19 protein-coding genes are annotated in these 16,531 nt (G+C 68.6%); 2 read left to right on the forward strand and 17 right to left on the reverse strand.

From position 1 onward, the window contains the following. Positions 1 to 94: 94 nt before the first annotated feature. From T428_RS0118370 to T428_RS0118405, 8 genes are all read right to left on the reverse strand, one after another. Complete coding sequence (locus T428_RS0118370) at positions 95 to 517, reverse strand: DUF2752 domain-containing protein (RefSeq protein ID WP_025737616.1); 423 nt, start codon at positions 515 to 517, stop codon at positions 95 to 97. After that, complete coding sequence (locus T428_RS0118375; RefSeq protein ID WP_025737617.1) at positions 507 to 896, reverse strand: TM2 domain-containing protein; 390 nt, start codon at positions 894 to 896, stop codon at positions 507 to 509. Before T428_RS0118375 ends, T428_RS0118370 begins: the two co-directional genes overlap by 11 nt. Positions 897 to 937: 41 nt before the next feature. After that, positions 938 to 2,494: a prolipoprotein diacylglyceryl transferase gene (gene lgt, locus T428_RS0118380; protein ID WP_025737618.1), complete on the reverse strand. Its 1,557-nt coding sequence runs from the start codon at positions 2,492 to 2,494 to the stop codon at positions 938 to 940. Further along, positions 2,491 to 3,297, reverse strand: coding sequence for a tryptophan synthase subunit alpha (gene trpA, locus T428_RS0118385; protein ID WP_025737619.1), 807 nt, complete (start codon positions 3,295 to 3,297; stop codon positions 2,491 to 2,493). The genes lgt and trpA overlap by 4 nt, the downstream gene beginning before the upstream one ends. After that, positions 3,294 to 4,559, reverse strand: a complete 1,266-nt coding sequence (gene trpB / locus T428_RS0118390) for a tryptophan synthase subunit beta (RefSeq protein WP_036468440.1) — start codon at positions 4,557 to 4,559, stop codon at positions 3,294 to 3,296. The genes trpA and trpB overlap by 4 nt, the downstream gene beginning before the upstream one ends. 63 nt (positions 4,560 to 4,622) lie before the next feature. Beyond that, the gene (trpC, locus tag T428_RS0118395; RefSeq protein WP_025737621.1) at positions 4,623 to 5,441 is read right to left on the reverse strand and encodes an indole-3-glycerol phosphate synthase TrpC; all 819 of its coding nucleotides are present in this window, start codon (positions 5,439 to 5,441) and stop codon (positions 4,623 to 4,625) included. Positions 5,442 to 5,543: 102 nt separating this feature from the next. Beyond that, entirely contained in the window at positions 5,544 to 6,203 is a 660-nt protein-coding gene (locus T428_RS0118400) for a TIGR02234 family membrane protein (protein ID WP_025737622.1), read from the reverse strand. Next, positions 6,196 to 7,734, reverse strand: coding sequence for an anthranilate synthase component I (locus T428_RS0118405; protein WP_025737623.1), 1,539 nt, complete (start codon positions 7,732 to 7,734; stop codon positions 6,196 to 6,198). Before T428_RS0118405 ends, T428_RS0118400 begins: the two co-directional genes overlap by 8 nt. Positions 7,735 to 7,857: 123 nt before the next feature. Between T428_RS0118405 and T428_RS0118410 the strand changes: the two genes are divergently transcribed. Beyond that, a complete protein-coding gene (locus T428_RS0118410) occupies positions 7,858 to 8,322 on the forward strand; it encodes a peroxiredoxin (RefSeq protein ID WP_025737624.1) in 465 nt (154 codons plus the stop codon). A 19-nt stretch (positions 8,323 to 8,341) separates the two neighbouring features. Here T428_RS0118410 and T428_RS0118415 read toward each other — a convergent pair whose 3' ends face one another. The 9 genes from T428_RS0118415 to hisD all read right to left on the reverse strand — a co-directional run bounded on the left by T428_RS0118415 (position 8,342) and on the right by hisD (position 15,951). Then, positions 8,342 to 9,421, reverse strand: coding sequence for a calcium:cation antiporter (locus T428_RS0118415; RefSeq protein WP_025737625.1), 1,080 nt, complete (start codon positions 9,419 to 9,421; stop codon positions 8,342 to 8,344). A gap of 57 nt (positions 9,422 to 9,478) precedes the next feature. Beyond that, positions 9,479 to 9,826, reverse strand: a complete 348-nt coding sequence (gene hisI, locus T428_RS0118420) for a phosphoribosyl-AMP cyclohydrolase (protein WP_025737626.1) — start codon at positions 9,824 to 9,826, stop codon at positions 9,479 to 9,481. Then, entirely contained in the window at positions 9,823 to 10,608 is a 786-nt protein-coding gene (hisF, locus tag T428_RS0118425; RefSeq protein WP_025737627.1) for an imidazole glycerol phosphate synthase subunit HisF, read from the reverse strand. Before hisF ends, hisI begins: the two co-directional genes overlap by 4 nt. Position 10,609: 1 nt before the next feature. Then, the gene (locus T428_RS0118430) at positions 10,610 to 11,410 is read right to left on the reverse strand and encodes an inositol monophosphatase family protein (protein ID WP_025737628.1); all 801 of its coding nucleotides are present in this window, start codon (positions 11,408 to 11,410) and stop codon (positions 10,610 to 10,612) included. A 4-nt stretch (positions 11,411 to 11,414) separates the two neighbouring features. Further along, positions 11,415 to 12,146 (reverse strand): bifunctional 1-(5-phosphoribosyl)-5-((5-phosphoribosylamino)methylideneamino)imidazole-4-carboxamide isomerase/phosphoribosylanthranilate isomerase PriA, encoded by a 732-nt coding sequence (gene priA, locus T428_RS0118435; protein ID WP_025737629.1) that lies wholly within the window; start codon positions 12,144 to 12,146, stop codon positions 11,415 to 11,417. Between the two features lie 64 nt (positions 12,147 to 12,210). Beyond that, the gene (gene hisH / locus T428_RS0118440) at positions 12,211 to 12,831 is read right to left on the reverse strand and encodes an imidazole glycerol phosphate synthase subunit HisH (RefSeq protein ID WP_025737630.1); all 621 of its coding nucleotides are present in this window, start codon (positions 12,829 to 12,831) and stop codon (positions 12,211 to 12,213) included. Further along, the gene (gene hisB / locus T428_RS0118445) at positions 12,828 to 13,442 is read right to left on the reverse strand and encodes an imidazoleglycerol-phosphate dehydratase HisB (RefSeq protein ID WP_025737631.1); all 615 of its coding nucleotides are present in this window, start codon (positions 13,440 to 13,442) and stop codon (positions 12,828 to 12,830) included. Before hisB ends, hisH begins: the two co-directional genes overlap by 4 nt. Beyond that, positions 13,439 to 14,638: a histidinol-phosphate transaminase gene (locus T428_RS0118450; RefSeq protein WP_025737632.1), complete on the reverse strand. Its 1,200-nt coding sequence runs from the start codon at positions 14,636 to 14,638 to the stop codon at positions 13,439 to 13,441. The genes hisB and T428_RS0118450 overlap by 4 nt, the downstream gene beginning before the upstream one ends. Further along, positions 14,635 to 15,951, reverse strand: a complete 1,317-nt coding sequence (gene hisD, locus T428_RS0118455; protein WP_025737633.1) for a histidinol dehydrogenase — start codon at positions 15,949 to 15,951, stop codon at positions 14,635 to 14,637. The genes T428_RS0118450 and hisD overlap by 4 nt, the downstream gene beginning before the upstream one ends. 109 nt (positions 15,952 to 16,060) lie before the next feature. Here hisD and T428_RS0118460 point away from each other — a divergent pair, with 109 nt between their 5' ends. Beyond that, positions 16,061 to 16,471 (forward strand): nitroreductase family deazaflavin-dependent oxidoreductase, encoded by a 411-nt coding sequence (locus T428_RS0118460; protein WP_025737634.1) that lies wholly within the window; start codon positions 16,061 to 16,063, stop codon positions 16,469 to 16,471. The last annotated feature ends 60 nt before the right edge of the window (positions 16,472 to 16,531 follow it).

The following is a 16,531-nucleotide window of genomic DNA, read 5'->3' on the forward strand; positions in this document are numbered from 1 at the left end:
AACAGCTTAGTCGTGCGGTCGGTTACCGGGGTGACCCGAAGGTGACCGCGCGTTGAGCCACCGGGAAATCACCACGCCGCGTTTTGGTGCCCGGCTACCCGCCGAGCATCGTCGGAACCAGCGGAAACCCGGGCACGTTGCGCAGCACCGTCCACGCGATCGCGGCGACAGTGATCGTTATCACCGCCGGCATGGGCAGCAATGGTTGCCGACTCTGCCGCCACCGCAGCAACAGAAACCCGGCCAACACCGGGAGACCGACCAGCACGAAGACGTTGTCGTAGACGCTGGCCGCCAGGTGTCCGTGCAGCAGGTCATGGGTCATCCGAAGCCCGCCACACAAGGGGCAATCCCAGCCGGTGAGCCATTTGAACGGGCAGTGCGGGTAGGCCGAATTCGCGTCGTGCGGGTCTACCGACCCGACATAGCCGAGCGCCGCGGCCAGCAGCAGGCCGGTACCGGCGGCGATGTAGCGGCCGGGGTGACGAGCCGTGCGGGAGGCCGAGTCAGGTTCCATCGCGCAGCGGTCGACCGTGTGGGTCGTTGACTTTGTCGGTCAAGATCAGGATGGCGTCGACGATGCTCCAGATCAGACCGATTCCGCAGGTCAGCAGGCCCACGAGCAGTTGTGCGACGCCCAGCCCGATGTCGCCGATGTAGAAGCGGCCGATTCCGCCGATGCCGACCAGGCTGAGCAGCTGCAGCAGACCGGCGATGGTCTTCGACTTGTCCGAATACGGCAGTCCCGTCACCGGGTGACGGCCGTACGGCGCCGCCGGGTCGTAGCCGCCTGCGCCCGGGTACGGCTGGTGTTGCGGGTACGGCGGTGGGTATCCCGACGGCTGCGGTGGTGGTGCGCCTGGGTTTGGGCCATCGCTCCACGACGGTTCGGTCACCGCTTCAGCATGCCAGATGAACAGGCTGTACCCAGGGCTTGCTAGCCGCGCGAACGCCTGCTCCGCCGTCGCAGGGCCCAGCGACGGCGCGTTCCCGTGTCGTCGCCGCCGCTGGTTGTCCCGGGCGTTTCGCCCGCGGGTTCTTCCGGCGTCACGTCGCCGGCCTCAGCTTCGGGCTCGGGCTCGCTCTCGTCGGTTTCGGCGGCCTCGTCCGGCTCCGGTTCGCTCTCGTCGGGCTCGGCGGTCTCGGCGGTCTCGGGATCGGCGTCCAGTTTTTCGGCGTCGGATGCCTCGGGTTCTTGGGTCTCGGTTTCTTGAGCCTCAGTTTCTTCGGGCGCTGGTTCCTCGGCGCCTGCCTCTTCAGGCTCGGCCGCTTGGGCCTCTTCCGCTTCCGGCTCTGCTACCGCTTCCGGTGCGGGCTGTTCGGCTGCAGGCTCCTCGGTTCCGGGTTCCTCGAGTTCTGCCTCCGGCTCCTCGGCTTCCGGCTCGGCCGCTTCAGACTCCTCGGCTTCGGGTTCTTTGGTCTCTGCAGGCTCCTCAGCCTCTTCGCCTCCCGACTCGTCAACCTTCGCCGTTTCGACCGACCCCGCGGAAGCGTCCGCACCGGCCGCATCCGCCCTGGCAGCAGTCGCGGCCACCGAAGCCGCGGCCACACCGGCCGGTTCCTCCGCCGGCTCTTTTTCGGGCTCGGATTTCTCCTCAGCCGCATAATCCTTGCCACGCAAACTCTCGGGATCTTCGCGGCCCTTGGGCGCCAAAACGCGGCCCTTGGGCGCCAAAACGATGTACACGACGGCGCCGATGAACACGAAAGTCGATGTGAACGAGTTGATCCGGATACCGGCGATATGCGTGGCCGTATCGTCACGCAGCAGCTCGACCCAGAAGCGCCCCACGCAGTAGAGCGCGACGTAGCTGGCAAACAGCCGTCCGTGACCGATCGCGTAGCGGCGGTCGATGTAGATCAGAATCACGGAAACCAGGACGTTCCACAGCAATTCGTACAGAAACGTCGGCTGCACGACGACCGCGAGCTGCCCGGTCGACACCCCGTCAAGCGAATGCGGGTCGATGTAGCCCGAGGGATCGCGGCGATAGAAGATCTCCAGACCCCACGGCAACGTGGTTTCCCGGCCGTACAGCTCCTGGTTGAAGTAATTGCCGAGCCGACCGATGGCTTGGGCCAAGATGACTCCCGGGGCGAGGGCGTCGAGGAAGGCCGGCAACGGCATTCCTCGCCGCCGGCAACCGATCCACGCCCCGAGCACACCGAGCGCGACCGCGCCCCAAATGCCCAAACCGCCGTCCCAGATCCGCGCCGCCGCGCCGAACCCGGCACCACCCGGACCCCAATACGTCCGCCAGTCGGTGGCCAGGTGATAGAGCCGGCCGCCGATCAACCCGAACGGCACCACCCACAGCGCGATGTCGTAAATCACCCCGCGCTGCCCGCCGCGCGCTGCCCAGCGCCGGTCGCCGATCATCAGCGCGACGACGATTCCGGCAATGATGAACATCGCGTATGCGCGAATCGGCAACGGCCCAAGGTGCCAGACACCTTGCGGTGGGCTAGGGAAATACGTGGGCAGCATCGTCATGATGTCGACACTCGCACACCTTCGGCCAATTCCTGGGTCAAGGCACGCAAGCTAGGCAGACCGTCGGTGAGCGCCGATACCAAAGCCGAACCGACGATCACCCCGTCGGCGTAGGCGCCGATCTGCGCCGCCTGCTCGCGCGATCGCACGCCCAGGCCCACGCCAACCGGGATTTCGGACACCGCTTTGACCCTGCTCACCAACTCGGGAGCGGCGTTCGACACCGCATCACGGGCCCCGGTCACTCCCATCGTCGAGGCGGCGTAGACGAATCCGCGCGACGCCTCGATCGTGGTCACCAGGCGCTGCGGTGTCGACGACGGCGCGACCAGAAAGATCCGATCCAGGTGATGTGCCTCGGATGCGGCCATCCACTCGTCGGCTTCATCGGGGATCAGGTCCGGCGTGATGAGCCCGTGCCCGCCCGCCGCTGCCAGGTCCCGCGCGAAGGCGTCAACCCCGTAACGCAGCACCGGGTTCCAGTACGTCATGACCACCGCGCGACCACCGGCCAAGCTGATCGCCTCGACCGCGGCCAACGTGTCGCGCACCCGCACTCCCCCGCGCAGCGCGGCCTCGGTGGCCCTGGCGATGGTCGGGCCGTCCATACCGGGATCCGAATACGGAACCCCCACTTCGATGAGGTCGCAACCCGATTCGGCCAGCGCGGTCATCGCGTCCACCGACGTCCGCACGTCGGGGTAGCCCGTCGACAGATAGCCGATCAGCGCGGCGCGGTTTTCGGTCCGGCACGCGTCGAAAAGCGGTGCCAGCCTGCTGGCTTGGCTCTGCTCCACCGTCATCGCTTGTCCAGGGAGTCCATCAGACCGAACCATTTCGCCGCCGTCTCGACGTCCTTGTCGCCGCGGCCGGACAGGTTCACCACAATGACTGCGCCGCTGCCCAATTCGTTGCCGAGCTGGACGGCACCGGCGACGGCGTGCGCGGATTCGATGGCCGGGATGATGCCTTCGGTCCGGCACAACAGGCGAAACGCGTCCATCGCCTCGGCGTCGGTGATCGGCCGGTACTCGGCGCGCCCGGTCTGCCGGAGCCACGCGTGCTCCGGCCCCACTCCGGGGTAGTCCAAACCCGCTGAAATCGAATGGGACTCGATCGTCTGCCCGTCTTCGTCCTGCAGCAGATACGAAAACGACCCCTGGAAGGCACCGGGTGAACCACCGGTGAATGTCGCCGCGTGCCTGCCGGTCTCAACACCGTCACCAGCGGCCTCGTAACCGATCAGCCGCACACCGGGGTCGTCGATGAACGCGTGAAAGATTCCGATCGCGTTGGATCCCCCGCCGACGCACGCCGTCACGGCGTCGGGCAGCCGGCCGGCCTGCGTTTGGATCTGCGCGCGCGCCTCCAGACCGATGATGCGCTGAAAATCGCGCACCATCGTCGGGAACGGGTGCGGCCCCGCCGCGGTGCCGAAGCAGTAGTAGGTGCTGTCGGCGTTGGTGACCCAATCCCGGAACGCCTCGTTGATGGCGTCCTTCAGTGTTTGCGATCCCGTGTCGACCGAGACGACCTCGGAGCCCAGCAGTCGCATCCGCGCCACGTTGAGCGCTTGGCGCGCCGTGTCGACGGCGCCCATGTAGATCACACACTCCAGGCCGAGCAACGCGCAGGCGGTGGCCGTGGCCACGCCGTGCTGGCCGGCGCCGGTCTCGGCGATCACCCGGGTCTTGCCCATTCTCTTGGCCAGCAACGCCTGTCCCAGGACGTTGTTGATCTTGTGAGAACCGGTGTGGTTCAAGTCTTCTCGCTTGAGAAACAGCCGCGCGGAGCCGGCGTGCTGGCTCAGGCGAGTGGCCTCGTAAAGCGGCGACGGCCGGCCCGCGTAGTTGGCCTGCAAATCGTCCAGCAAATCCAGGAATTCGGGGTTGACGCGTTCCTTCTCGTAGGCGGCGGTGACTTCTTCGATCACCGCCATCAACGCCTCGGCGACGTAGCGCCCGCCGAACACGCCGAAATGCCCACCCGCGTCGGGATCGTGCCGGGTGGGTTCGGAAATCGCCGCACTGGAAAGCGGAAGGGCTGGGCGAGTCAGATCCACCATCACCAGTGCGCAACGCGGAGATGGCTCATGGGGTTCAACGTTACAACGCGGGGCTCTTGATAACTAACGAGCCGGTTTCGGACAGGACGGATGGGTGCCCGCGGTCACCAGATCGGCGACCGCGGCACGCGGGTCGCCACTTTTGACCAGACCCTCACCGACGAGGACCGCGTCAGCGCCGGCACCGGCATAGGCCAACAGGTCCGCGGTCCCCCGCACACCGGATTCGGCGATCCGGATCACGTTGCTGGGCAGCCCGGGTGCGATCCGCGAGAAGCTGTCCCGGTCCACCTCCAGCGTCTTGAGATCGCGGGCATTGACCCCGATCACGTTGGCACCGGCCGTGAGCGCGCGATCCGCCTCTTCTTCGGTGTGCACCTCGACAAGCGCTGCCATGCCTAGCGATTCGGTGCGGTCGAGCATCGCGGCCAACGCCGACTGCTCCAGCGCGGCGACGATCAGCAGCAACATGTCGGCACCGTGCGCGCGCGCCTCGTGGATCTGATAGGGCTGCACCACAAAGTCTTTGCGCAAGACCGGGATCGACACGGCGGCGCGAACCGCATCGAGGTCGTCGAGCGAGCCCTGAAAGCGCCGCTCCTCGGTCAACACGCTGATGATCCGGGCGCCGCCGTCTTCGTAGGCCTGGGCCAGCTTGGCCGGATCGGCAATGGGCGCTAGCGGACCCGCCGACGGGCTGGCCCGCTTGATTTCGGCGATGACGCCGATGCCGGGCTCACGCAACGCCGCCATCACGTTCAGTGCGGGAGGTGCCGCCGCGGCGGCCGCCTTGATCTCGGGAAGCGGGATACGGGCTTCGCGCGCAGCAACATCGGCCCGAACTCCCTCGAGGATGGAGTCAAGGACAGTCGCCGGACTCATACCTGTCGTTTCCCTTCCACATGTCGCTCACGGTCACCTAACCGGTTTCGAGCCGATTTCGACGACGTCAATGAAGGGTAGCGACCGTCGGCTCGCGACCCGTCACCGACCCTCGGTGTCAGACCCGCGGGGCCGATCGGTCGGGTCGTGCCCCTCATCGAGTGCGTCCCAGATCATCCGCTCCGACATCTCTGGGGCCCCCGGCTGCTCCAGCATCGCCCCGTCGGCGCCCTCGCGTCTCGCGATTGAGCGGCGGGTCGCCGGCGCGACGTACTTTTTTGCCCTGGCGCGCGCCGACATCGCCGACCGCATCAACAGCACGGCCGCGACCAACGTGCACACCGCGGCGCCCACCGCGAACCCCGCTCCGGCGTAGCGGCGCTCGCTGCCCACTAGCGTCACCAGCGAAATGTGGGCCAGTTCGGTCGCCCGCACCGCTACGTCCGGCAACGCCCACAGGCTGACGCCCAGATAGCCGATCGCCAGGCTGATCACGGCCAGCAACCCCGCCACCGCGCGCAGCGCCCAGCCGTGCACCGCCAGCGCCGCGACGGCCGTGGCCAGCATCAGCAGCGCCAACGGCAGCAGGGCCGTCGACCACTCCGCACCGGCCAGGATCACCTGCTTGGGCGGCCCCAGCCCGTCGAACGACCGGATCACCACCCACGGCAGCCGCGAGGCCGTCCACAACAGGCCCGCGGCGACGACGAGCAGCAGCTGGGCGACGCCGATCGTCAGCCGGGCCCGCCGGGCATCAGCCATTGCGGGCGGCGTCCGGGGCGCTGAGCGTCTGCGCCGCGGCGATGGCGTTGAGCACCGCGCGCGCCTTGTTGCTGGCCTCGGTGTACTCGTACGAGCCGTTGGATTCGGCGACGACGCCACCGCCGGCCTGGACGTAGGCGGTACCGTCGCGCATCAGCGCGGTACGGATCGCGATCGCGAAGTCGGCGTTACCGGCGAAGTCGAGGTATCCGAGCACACCCCCGTAGACGCCGCGGCGCGTCTTCTCCACCTCTTCGATCAGCTCCATGGCGCGCACCTTCGGCGCTCCGGACAGCGTGCCGGCCGGGAAGCAGGCCGTGACCGCGTCCAAGGCGGTGCGGCCCGCGTCGAGCATGCCGGTCACCGTGGAGACCAGGTGCATCACGTGGCTGTAGCGCTCGATGTGGCTGTAATCCTCGACCCGGACCGTGCCGGGCGTGCAGACCCGGCCGAGGTCGTTGCGGCCGAGGTCGACCAGCATCAGGTGCTCGGCGCGTTCCTTGTCGTCTTCCAGCAGCTCCTTTTCCAGCAGCTGGTCTTCTTCCTCGTTGGCTCCGCGCCACCGGGTGCCGGCGATCGGATGCGTGGTCGCGCGGCCGTCGACGACGGTGACGAGCGCCTCCGGGCTGGACCCGACGATCGAAAAGTCCGTCTCCCCAGCACTATTCGGCACGTGCACCAGATACATGTACGGGCTCGGGTTGGTCACCCGCAGGATCCGGTACACGTCGATCGGGTCGACGTCGGTGTCCATCTCGAAGCGCTGCGAGGGCACCACCTGGAAGGCTTCGCCGGCCGCGATCTGGTCGACGAGGTAGTCGACGATCTTGCCGTATTCCTCGACGGTGCGCTGCGCCCGGTACTGCGGCTCGGGCATGCTGAACGTGGCCACCGTCGACGGCAGCGGTTGACCCAGCGCCTCGGTCATCACGTCCAGGCGCGCGATGGCGTCGTCGTAGGCCTCGTCGACCCGCTCGTCGGTGCCGTTCCAGTTCACGGCGTTGGCGATCAGCGTGATGGCGCCCTCGTGGTGGTCGACCGCCGCCACGTCCGTGGCCAGCAACATCTGCATGTCGGGCAACTGCAGGTCGTCGACGGCCATCTCCGGCAGCCGTTCCAGGCGCCGCACCATGTCGTAGGCGAAGAACCCGACCAGGCCGCCCGACAGCGGCGGCAGCCCCGGCACCGCGGCGGTGGCCAGCAGCTCGAGGGTGGCCTGCAGCGCCTCCAGCGGGTCGCCGCCGGTGGGGGCGTCCTGCGGCACCGCACCCAGCCACACCGCTTCCCCGTCGCGCACGGTCAACGCCGAGGGCGACCCCGCGCCGATGAACGACCAGCGCGACCACGAGCGGCCGTTCTCCGCGGACTCCAGCAGGAACGTGCCGGGTCGATTGGCGGCCAGCTTGCGGTACGCCGACAGCGGCGTCTCGCTGTCGGCCAAGACCTTCCGGGTCACCGGAACAAAGCGGTGCCCGGCCGCGAGCAGGCGAAACTCCTCCCGTGAGGTCGTGTCGGCGAGGTGAGGGTGCACCAAACCATCCTCGCAGATCCCCCGGGTCAGCCCGCGAGCGTAGCGCCACGACGGCCCTCGGCCGCGATTTTCACCGCGGCGTTACGCCCGTCGGGCGCGCGGCCACGGCGTAGCCTGACGCCCATGAAAACTGGTGACACAGTGGCCGACTTCGAACTTCCCGATCAGACCGGAACGCCGCGCAAGCTCAGCGCGCTGCTTGCCGACGGCCCGGTGGTGCTGTTCTTCTACCCCGCGGCGATGACTCCCGGGTGCACCAAGGAAGCCTGCCACTTCCGGGACCTGGCCACCGAATTCGCGGCGGTCGGCGCCAACCGTGTCGGCATCAGCACCGATGCCGTGCAGAAGCAGGCGAAATTCGCCGACAAGGAGAACTTCGACTACCCGCTGCTGTCGGACATCGAGGGCACCGTCGCCACGCTGTTCGGCGTCAAGCGGGGCCTGCTCGGCAAGTTGATGCCGGTCAAACGCACGACGTTCGTGATCGACACCGATCGCAGGGTGCTCAACGTGATTTCCAGCGAGCTCAGCACGGACACCCACGCCGACCAGGCGCTGCAGACGGTGCGGGCCCGCTCGTCGGCGTAATCGATTGTGCTGCTTGTGATTACGGGATGATCGCGAGAAACACGAACGCGGCCAGCAACACCAGATGGACCTCGCCCTGCAGCCGGGTCGCCCGGCCCGGGATCACGGTGAGCATGCTGATCACCACGGTCAGAGCGAACAGCACCAACTGAGTCGGGCCCAGCCCGAGAATCAGCGGTCCCTTGATCCAGATCGACGCCAGCGCGATGCCGGGAATGGTCAGCCCGATGCTGGCCATCGCCGAGCCGTAGGCGAGGTTGAGGCTGGTCTGGATGCGGCCTTGACGCGCCGCCCGCACCGCCGCCAGCGTCTCCGGCAGCAGCACCAGTGCCGCGATCACGACGCCGACGAACGAGTGCGGGAAGCCCGCCGCCGACACCAGTTCCTCGACGGCCGGCGACTCCTGTTCGGCCAGGCCCACCACCGCGACCAGCGCCGCCACCAGCAGCCCCAGGCTGCGCAGCGCCGCGGCGTTGCTCGGCGGTTCGGCGTGGCTTTCCTCGTCGAAGGGGCTGTGCTGGCCGCGCTGCGCGACCGGCAGGAAGAAGTCGCGGTGCCGCACCGTCTGGGTGAACACGAACAGCAGGTACAGCAGCAACGAGGCGACGGCGGCGAATTCGAGCTGCCCGGGGGAGAATTCCTGACGACCCCGGGTGATGGTGAAGCTGGGCAGCGCCAGGCTCAGGGTCGCCAGCGTGGTGAGCGTCGCCAGCGCCGCACCGCTGCCGTGCGGGTTGAACAACGTCACGCCGTACCGATGCGAACCCAGCAGCAGCGACAGCCCGGCAATGCCGTTGGTGGTGATCATCAGGGCCGCGAACGCGGTATCTCGGGCCAGTGTCTCCGCCTCGTTACCGCCCGAGGCCATCAGCGCGATGATCAGGGCCAGCTCGATGACGGTCACCGCGGTGGCGAGCACCAGCGACCCGAACGGCTCGCCGACCCGGTGCGCGACCACCTCGGCGTGGTGCACCGCGGCCAACACGGCGCCGATCAGCAGCACCGCGAGCCAGGCTCCCGGCTGCGTGCCCCAGGTGAGTGCCAGCGTGACGAGGGCGACCAGCGGCACCACCACGTTCCACGAGATCCGTTCGCGCATCGTCGCCCATTCTCACCGAAATCGTCGGCCGGTGCCCGCTGGTGTCGGGCGCCGCGCTTAATCCTCGGGTGCCAGCAGCGTATCGGCGTCGAAGCAGCTGTGGTCTCCGGTGTGGCACGCGGCGCCGACCTGGTCGACGCTCAACAGCACCGCATCGCCGTCGCAGTCCAGGCGCACCGAGTGCACGTGCTGGGTGTGGCCCGACGTCGCACCCTTGATCCACTGCTGGCCGCGGGATCGCGAAAAGTAAGTTGCCTCACGGGTTTCCAGGGTGCGGGCCAACGCCGCATCGTCCATCCAGGCCACCATCAGCACGTCGCCACTGCCCCGCTCCTGCACCACGGCGGTGAATAGTCCGTCGGCATTGCGCTTGAGGCGCGCGGCGATATCGGGGTCCAGCGTCATCGCACCGTGATCCCGTCCGCGGCCATCGCGGCCTTCACCTGTCCGATCGTCAGCTCGCGGAAGTGAAAGACGCTGGCCGCCAACACCGCATCGGCCCCCGCCTCGACCGCCGGAGCGAAATGGTCCACCGCGCCGGCCCCGCCGCTGGCGATGACCGGAACCGTGACCGCGGCGCGCACCGCGTGCAGCATCGCCAGATCGAAACCGGCCTTGGTGCCGTCGGCGTCCATCGAGTTGAGCAGAATCTCCCCCACTCCGAGTTCGGCGCCGCGGACCGCCCACTCGACGGCGTCGATGCCGGTGCCGCGCCGGCCGCCGTGCGTGGTGACCTCCCAGCCCGACGGCGTCGGCGCCGAACCGGGCGGCACCGTGCGGGCGTCGACGGACAGCACGATGCATTGCGAGCCGAATTGCCTTGACATCTCCGCCAATAGATCGGGGCGGGCGATCGCGGCGGTGTTCACCGAAACCTTGTCGGCCCCGGCCCGCAGCAACACGTCCACGTCGGCCACGGTGCGCACACCACCGCCGACCGTCAGCGGGATGAACACCTGCTCGGCGGTGTGGCGCACCACGTCCAGCATCGTCGCGCGGTTCGACGACGACGCGGTCACGTCGAGAAAGGTCAGCTCGTCGGCGCCTTCGGCATCGTAGGCGGCGGCGAGTTCGACGGGGTCACCCGCGTCGCGCAGGTTCTCGAAGTTGACCCCCTTGACGACCCGCCCGTGGTCGACGTCCAGGCACGGAATCACCCGTACGGCAAGGTCGGTACCCGTATGCATCTCAGTAATCCTCCGGCCGGCCGGCACTGCGCAGAATCTCGAGGATCTCCTCGTACGCGCCGGGGGCCGCGGCCAGCACCGACCGCGACTCGGGGGTCCACAATCGACCGGCCAGATCCGAGACGGTGCCGCCAGCGGCCCGGACCTGCGCGATCCCCGTCGCGTGATCCCACACCTGACCACCGAAATAGACTGCGCCGGCCAAGATTCCGTCGGCTACATAGACCAGGTCGATGCCGGTCGAGCCGTGCATGCGCAGCCGCGAGGACACCCGGCTCAGTCTCTCCAGCACCGCAAGCCGGTACCGTCCGGGGAATCGGCCCCGGGAATCGACGTTGAAGGTGCCGACGCCGATCAGTCCCTCGGCCAGCGGCGTATAAGTCAACGGAAGCTGTGCCACAGCGTTTTTCACCAGTAACCCGCCGGCAACGGCCGTGTAGCGGTCGTCGGTGAACGGTATCCAGGTCAGGCCGGCCACCGGCTCACCGTCGTGCAGCAGGCCCAGCAGTATCGCGGCCATCGGTGATCCGGCGGCGTAGTTGAAGGTGCCGTCGATCGGGTCCAACACCCACACCCACGACGAATCGACCGGTGTGCCACCGAATTCCTCACTGTGCACCCTGATTCCGGTGGCGGCCTGCAGCGCGGCCACGACCTGCCGCTCGATCGCGAGGTCGACCTGGGTGGCGAAGTCGTTGCCCTTCTTGCGAACCGCCGAGTCGGCGCGGTGCCCGGCCACGAATGGCTCCACCGCGGCGTCGAGAATGGTCGACGCCTCGGCGAGCAGCCCGTGCAGGTCCATCGGTCTACTGCCGTACCGCGTCGAGTGCCTGCGGCAGGGTGAACCGCCCGGCGTAGAGCGCCTTGCCCACGATGGCGCCCTCGACGCCGCGGTCGGTGAGCGTGGCGATGGCGCGTAAGTCATCCAGGCTCGACACGCCGCCGGACGCGATGACCGTAGCGTCGGTGCGCTCGGCGACGCGGGCCAGCAGGTCCAGATTCGGACCGCCCAGCGTGCCGTCCTTGGTGACATCGGTGACGACGAAGCGCGAACATCCTTCGCCCTCAAGACGTTCCAGCACATTCCACAGGTCGCCGCCGTCGGTTTCCCAACCACGCCCGCGCAGCCGGTGCTCGCCGTCGACCATCTGCACGTCTAGCCCGACGGCGACCTTGTCGCCGTGCTCGCTGATCGCCCGCGCGCACCACTGTGGATTCTCCAGCGCCGCGGTGCCCAGGTTGACCCGGGCGCAACCGGTCGCCAGCGCCGCCGCCAGCAAATCGTCGTCGCGGATGCCGCCGGACAGTTCCACCTTGACGTCGAGCTTGTCCACCACCTCGGCGAGCAGCTCGCGGTTGGAACCGCGGCCGAACGCGGCGTCGAGATCCACCAGATGGATCCACTCGGCACCGTCGCGCTGCCAGTTCAGCGCCGCGTCCAGCGCCGAGCCGTACTCGGTTTCGCTGCCGGCCTTGCCCTGCACCAGGCGCACGGCGCGACCCTCCACGACGTCGACGGCCGGTAACAGAATCAGCACTGTCTCTCCTTTGCGCCAAGAATGCGATTGGCTACGCCGCTTCTCGACGTGTGCGTGGTCGGCTTCACAGTCCCGCAACCCAATTGCTCAATACGGCTGCGCCGGCATCCCCACTCTTCTCCGGGTGGAATTGCGTGGCGGCCAACGGGCCGTCCTCGACCGCCGCCAAAAACGGCACCTGGTGGGTGGCCCAGGTCAGTACCGCCTCCGACGAGCCCTCCCACCACTGCGCGGCGTAGGAATGCACGAAGTAGAACCGGGCCGAGGCGTCCAGCCCCCGGAAAAGTGCACTGCCCGAACCGGATCGCACGACATTCCAGCCCATGTGCGGGATGACCGGGGCGTCCAGCCGGGTCACCGCCCCCGGCCATTGCTCGCAGCCGGTGGTCTCGACGCCGAACTCCACGCCGCGCGCGAACAGGATCTGCATGCCCACGCAGACCCCCAGTACCGGGCGTCCGACGGCGACCCGGTCGGCGATGATGCGCTCCCCCGCGATCTTGCGCAGCCGCGTCATGCACGCTTCGAAGGCACCGACGCCGGGCACCACCAGCCCGTCGGCGGCCGCGGTCGCCCCCGCGTCGGCGGTGACTTCCACCGTCGCACCGACCCGCTGCAGCGCCCGCTGCGCGGACCGAAGATTGCCCGAGCCGTAGTCCAGCACAACGACGGATTTGCTTGTCAAAAAACACCTTTGGTGGACGGCACACCCGACACGCGAGGATCGGGCTCGACGGCTTGGCGCAGCGCGCGCGCCACGGCCTTGTACTGCGCCTCGGTGATGTGGTGCGGGTCGCGTCCGTAGAGCACCCGCACGTGCAGGGCGATGCGGGCATTGGCGGCCAGCGATTCGAACACGTGCCGATTGATCACAGTGTGGTAGGGCACCGAGTTCCCGGCGATCGTGGTGTGCTGCAGGTGATCCGGCTCGCCGCTGTGCACACAGTACGGCCGGCCGGACACGTCCACGGCGGCGTGGGCCAGCGTTTCGTCCATCGGAATGAAGGCGTCGCCGAACCGGCGGATGCCCTTCTTGTCGCCGAGAGCCTGCCCGAGTGCCTGTCCCAGCGCGATCGCGGTGTCCTCGATGGTGTGATGCCCCTCGATTTCGACATCACCGGTGGTGCGCACGCTCAGGTCGAAGCTGGCGTGGCTGCCCAGCGCGGTCAGCATGTGGTCGTAGAACGGCACCCCGGTGTCGACGTGGACCTGCCCGGTGCCGTCGAGGTCAAGCTCGATGACAATGTCGGATTCCTTGGTGCGGCGCTCGATTCGCGCGCGGCGAGTGGTGGTCACGGGGCTCCTATCACACGGTCGCGACCCGCTTCGCGCGGCCGCGCCGCGCTCGCGATCGCTGCTACGGGGCCGGCATCGGCCGGGGCCAACTCGGTGGCGGCGACTCGGGCGCTCGCCTCGAGGAATGCGTCGTTCTCGTCGGCCAGCCCGATGGTGGTGCGCAGATAGCCCGGGATGCCCACGTCGCGGATCAGGACGCCGTCGTCCAGGTAACGCTGCCAGGCCGCGGGTGCGTCGGCGAATACGCCGAACAGCACGAAGTTGGCGTCGCTGGGGATGACCCGAAACCCCAAGCGGCTCAAGGCCGTCACGACGCGTTCGCGTTCGGCGATCAGGGTGGCGACGCTGCCCAGCGTGTCGTCGGCGTGGCGCAACGCGGCGCGGGCGGCGGCCTGGGTGAGCGCCGACAGGTGATAGGGCAACCGCACCAGCAGCATCGCGTCGATCAGCGCCGGCGTGGCGACCAGATACCCGAGCCGCCCGCCGGCGAACGCGAACGCCTTGCTCATGGTGCGGCTGACCACCAGCCGAGTCGGGTACTCCTCGATCAGCGCCACCGCGCTGGGCTGCGACGAGAACTCGCCGTACGCCTCGTCCACGATCAGGATGCCCGGGGTCACGTCGAGCAGCCGGCGCAGATCCGGCAGCGTAATGCTTTGCCCCGTCGGGTTATTCGGGCTGGTGACGAACACCACGTCGGGCTTGCGCTCGCTGACCGCGACGACCGCCACGTCGACGTCGAGGCTGAAGTCGTCGGCACGCGGGGCCGTCAGCCATTCGGTGCGAGTGCCGTCGCAGATCAGCGGATGCATCGAGTAGGACGGGACGAACCCGATCGCGCTGCGTCCCGGCCCGCTGAACGCCTGCAGCAGCTGCTGCAGAATCTCATTGGAACCGTTTGCGGCCCAGAGGTTTTCGACGCCAAGCAGGGTGCCGGTCTGCGCGGTCAGATAGCCGGCCAGGTCGGTGCGCAACGCCACCGCGTCGCGGTCGGGGTAGCGGTGCAGGTCCGCGGCGGCCTCTTGTACGGAGCGGACGACGTCGTCGACCAGCGCCCGACTGGGCGGGTGCGGGTTCTCGTTGGTGTTCAGCCGCACCGGGACCGCCAATTGCGGTGCGCCGTAAGGTGATTTACCGCGTAGGTCGGCACGCAGCGGCAGGTCGTCGAGGGTGACCTGCCGTTCGGATGCGGTCATCGTTCGAACCTACGCTGTACCGCCTCGCCATGGGCGGGCAGGTCTTCGGCCTTCGCCAGCGTAACCACGTGACCGGAGACGTCTTTGAGGGCCGCCTCGGTGTAGTCCACGACGTGGATGCCGCGCAGGAACGTCTGGACCGACAGGCCGCTGGAATGCCGGGCGCTGCCCGCGGTCGGCAACACGTGGTTGGACCCGGCGCAGTAGTCGCCGAGGCTGACCGGCGCATACGGGCCGACGAAAACGGCTCCGGCCGAACGTATTCGGCTGGCGACCTGCGGCGCGTCGGCGGTCTGGATCTCGAGGTGCTCGGCGGCGTAGGCGTCGACGACCTTGACACCGGCGTCCAGGTCGTCGACCAGGATGATCGCCGATTGCGGGCCGCTCAACGCGGTCGTCACGCGTTCGCGGTGCACCGTGGTCTGCAGCTGCGCCGCGACTTCGGTGGCCGTGGCCGTGGCCAGCTCCTCGCTCGCGGTCACCAGCACGCTGGCGGCCATCTCGTCATGTTCGGCCTGGCTGATCAGATCCGCGGCCACATGAGCCGGGTCGGCGGTGTGGTCGGCGAGGATGGCGATCTCGGTCGGCCCGGCTTCGGCGTCGATGCCCACCAGCGAGCGGCACAGCCGCTTGGCGGCCGTGACGTAGACGTTGCCGGGCCCGGTGATCAGGTCGACCGGCGCCAGTTGCGTGCCGTCGGTGTCGACGCCGCCGTAGGCCAGCAGCGCCACCGCCTGCGCACCGCCGACGGCCCACACCTCGTCGACCCCGAGCAGCCGGGCCGCGGCCAGGATCGTCGGGTGCGGCAGGCCGTCGAATCGCGCCTGCGACGGGCTCGTGACCACCAGCGACTCGACCCCGGCCGCCTGCGCTGGCACCACGTTCATCACCACGCTGGACGGATACACCGCGTTGCCGCCGGGCACGTAGAGACCGACGCGCGCCACGGGGACCCACCGCTCGGTGACCGTCGCGCCGGGACCGAGCACGGTGGTGGTGTCGGTGCGTCGCTGGTCGGCGTGGACGGCGCGGGTCCGCTCGATCATCACCCGCAGCGCGTCGCGGACGTCGGCATCCAATCCGTCCAGCGCGGCCTGCAACGCGGCCTCTTGTACCCGGACGGCGGCGGGGCGTACGCCGTCGAACGAGGCACCGTAGTCCAGCGCCGCCTCGGCCCCGCGCTCGGCGACGGCCGCCACGATCGGGCGCACCTGCGACAACACCGTCTCCACATCGGCGCCGCCGCGCGGTAGCGCCGCCCGCAACCGGGCGGTCGTCAGCTCCGCCCCCCGCAGGTCGATGCGGGCCAGCACGGATGGGGGTGTGGCAGTCACAGCGTCCATTGTCCCAGAGGAACTCAAATCAATATCCGACCGGTACAGTGCCGGTATTCAGGCAACAGACGTTCCGCAAGGGAGCCGCATGTCCACCAAGGATCACCCGAACAACGCCCCGGGCATCCCGATGGTGTATCCGGAGTGGTTTGAGAACTTCCAGGTCAAGTACGTCAACCCGGCGCTGAAGCCGATCGCGCGTTTCCTGCCCGGGACCGGCACGATCGAGCACCGCGGCCGTAGGTCGGGCAAGTCGTACCAGACCATCGTGACGGCCTATCGCAACGGCAATGTGCTGGCGGTCGCGCTGGGCCACGGCAAGACCGACTGGGTGAAGAACGTGCTGGCCGCGGGCCAGGCTGACCTGCACTTTGCCCGCAAGGTCGTGCACATCACCAATCCCCGGATCCTGCCCGCCGGCTCCGACGGCACCGGCCTGCCCTGGCTGGTGCGCCTGCAACTGCGCCGCATGGCGGTATTGGTCGCCGACGTCGCCTGAGTGTGGTGGGTTACCGCTCGTAGCGGGTTAGCTCGGGGACTGCGCGCCACCGCCGCATGG

It is taken from the genome of Mycobacterium genavense ATCC 51234 (assembly GCF_000526915.1).
Lineage (GTDB): Bacteria > Actinomycetota > Actinomycetes > Mycobacteriales > Mycobacteriaceae > Mycobacterium > Mycobacterium genavense.

Coding starts and splice junctions, on each gene's coding strand:
- T428_RS0118370 (WP_025737616.1), bottom strand. CDS start 517: ATGGAACCTGACTCGGCCTCCCGCACGGCTCGTCACCCCGGCCGCTAC.
- lgt (WP_025737618.1), bottom strand. CDS start 2,494: ATGACGATGCTGCCCACGTATTTCCCTAGCCCACCGCAAGGTGTCTGG.
- trpA (WP_025737619.1), bottom strand. CDS start 3,297: ATGACGGTGGAGCAGAGCCAAGCCAGCAGGCTGGCACCGCTTTTCGAC.
- trpB (WP_036468440.1), bottom strand. CDS start 4,559: ATGGTGGATCTGACTCGCCCAGCCCTTCCGCTTTCCAGTGCGGCGATT.
- trpC (WP_025737621.1), bottom strand. CDS start 5,441: ATGAGTCCGGCGACTGTCCTTGACTCCATCCTCGAGGGAGTTCGGGCC.
- T428_RS0118400 (WP_025737622.1), bottom strand. CDS start 6,203: ATGGCTGATGCCCGGCGGGCCCGGCTGACGATCGGCGTCGCCCAGCTG.
- T428_RS0118410 (WP_025737624.1), top strand. CDS start 7,858: ATGAAAACTGGTGACACAGTGGCCGACTTCGAACTTCCCGATCAGACC.
- T428_RS0118415 (WP_025737625.1), bottom strand. CDS start 9,421: ATGCGCGAACGGATCTCGTGGAACGTGGTGGTGCCGCTGGTCGCCCTC.
- hisI (WP_025737626.1), bottom strand. CDS start 9,826: ATGACGCTGGACCCCGATATCGCCGCGCGCCTCAAGCGCAATGCCGAC.
- hisF (WP_025737627.1), bottom strand. CDS start 10,608: ATGCATACGGGTACCGACCTTGCCGTACGGGTGATTCCGTGCCTGGAC.
- T428_RS0118430 (WP_025737628.1), bottom strand. CDS start 11,410: ATGGACCTGCACGGGCTGCTCGCCGAGGCGTCGACCATTCTCGACGCC.
- T428_RS0118450 (WP_025737632.1), bottom strand. CDS start 14,638: ATGACCGCATCCGAACGGCAGGTCACCCTCGACGACCTGCCGCTGCGT.
- T428_RS0118460 (WP_025737634.1), top strand. CDS start 16,061: ATGTCCACCAAGGATCACCCGAACAACGCCCCGGGCATCCCGATGGTG.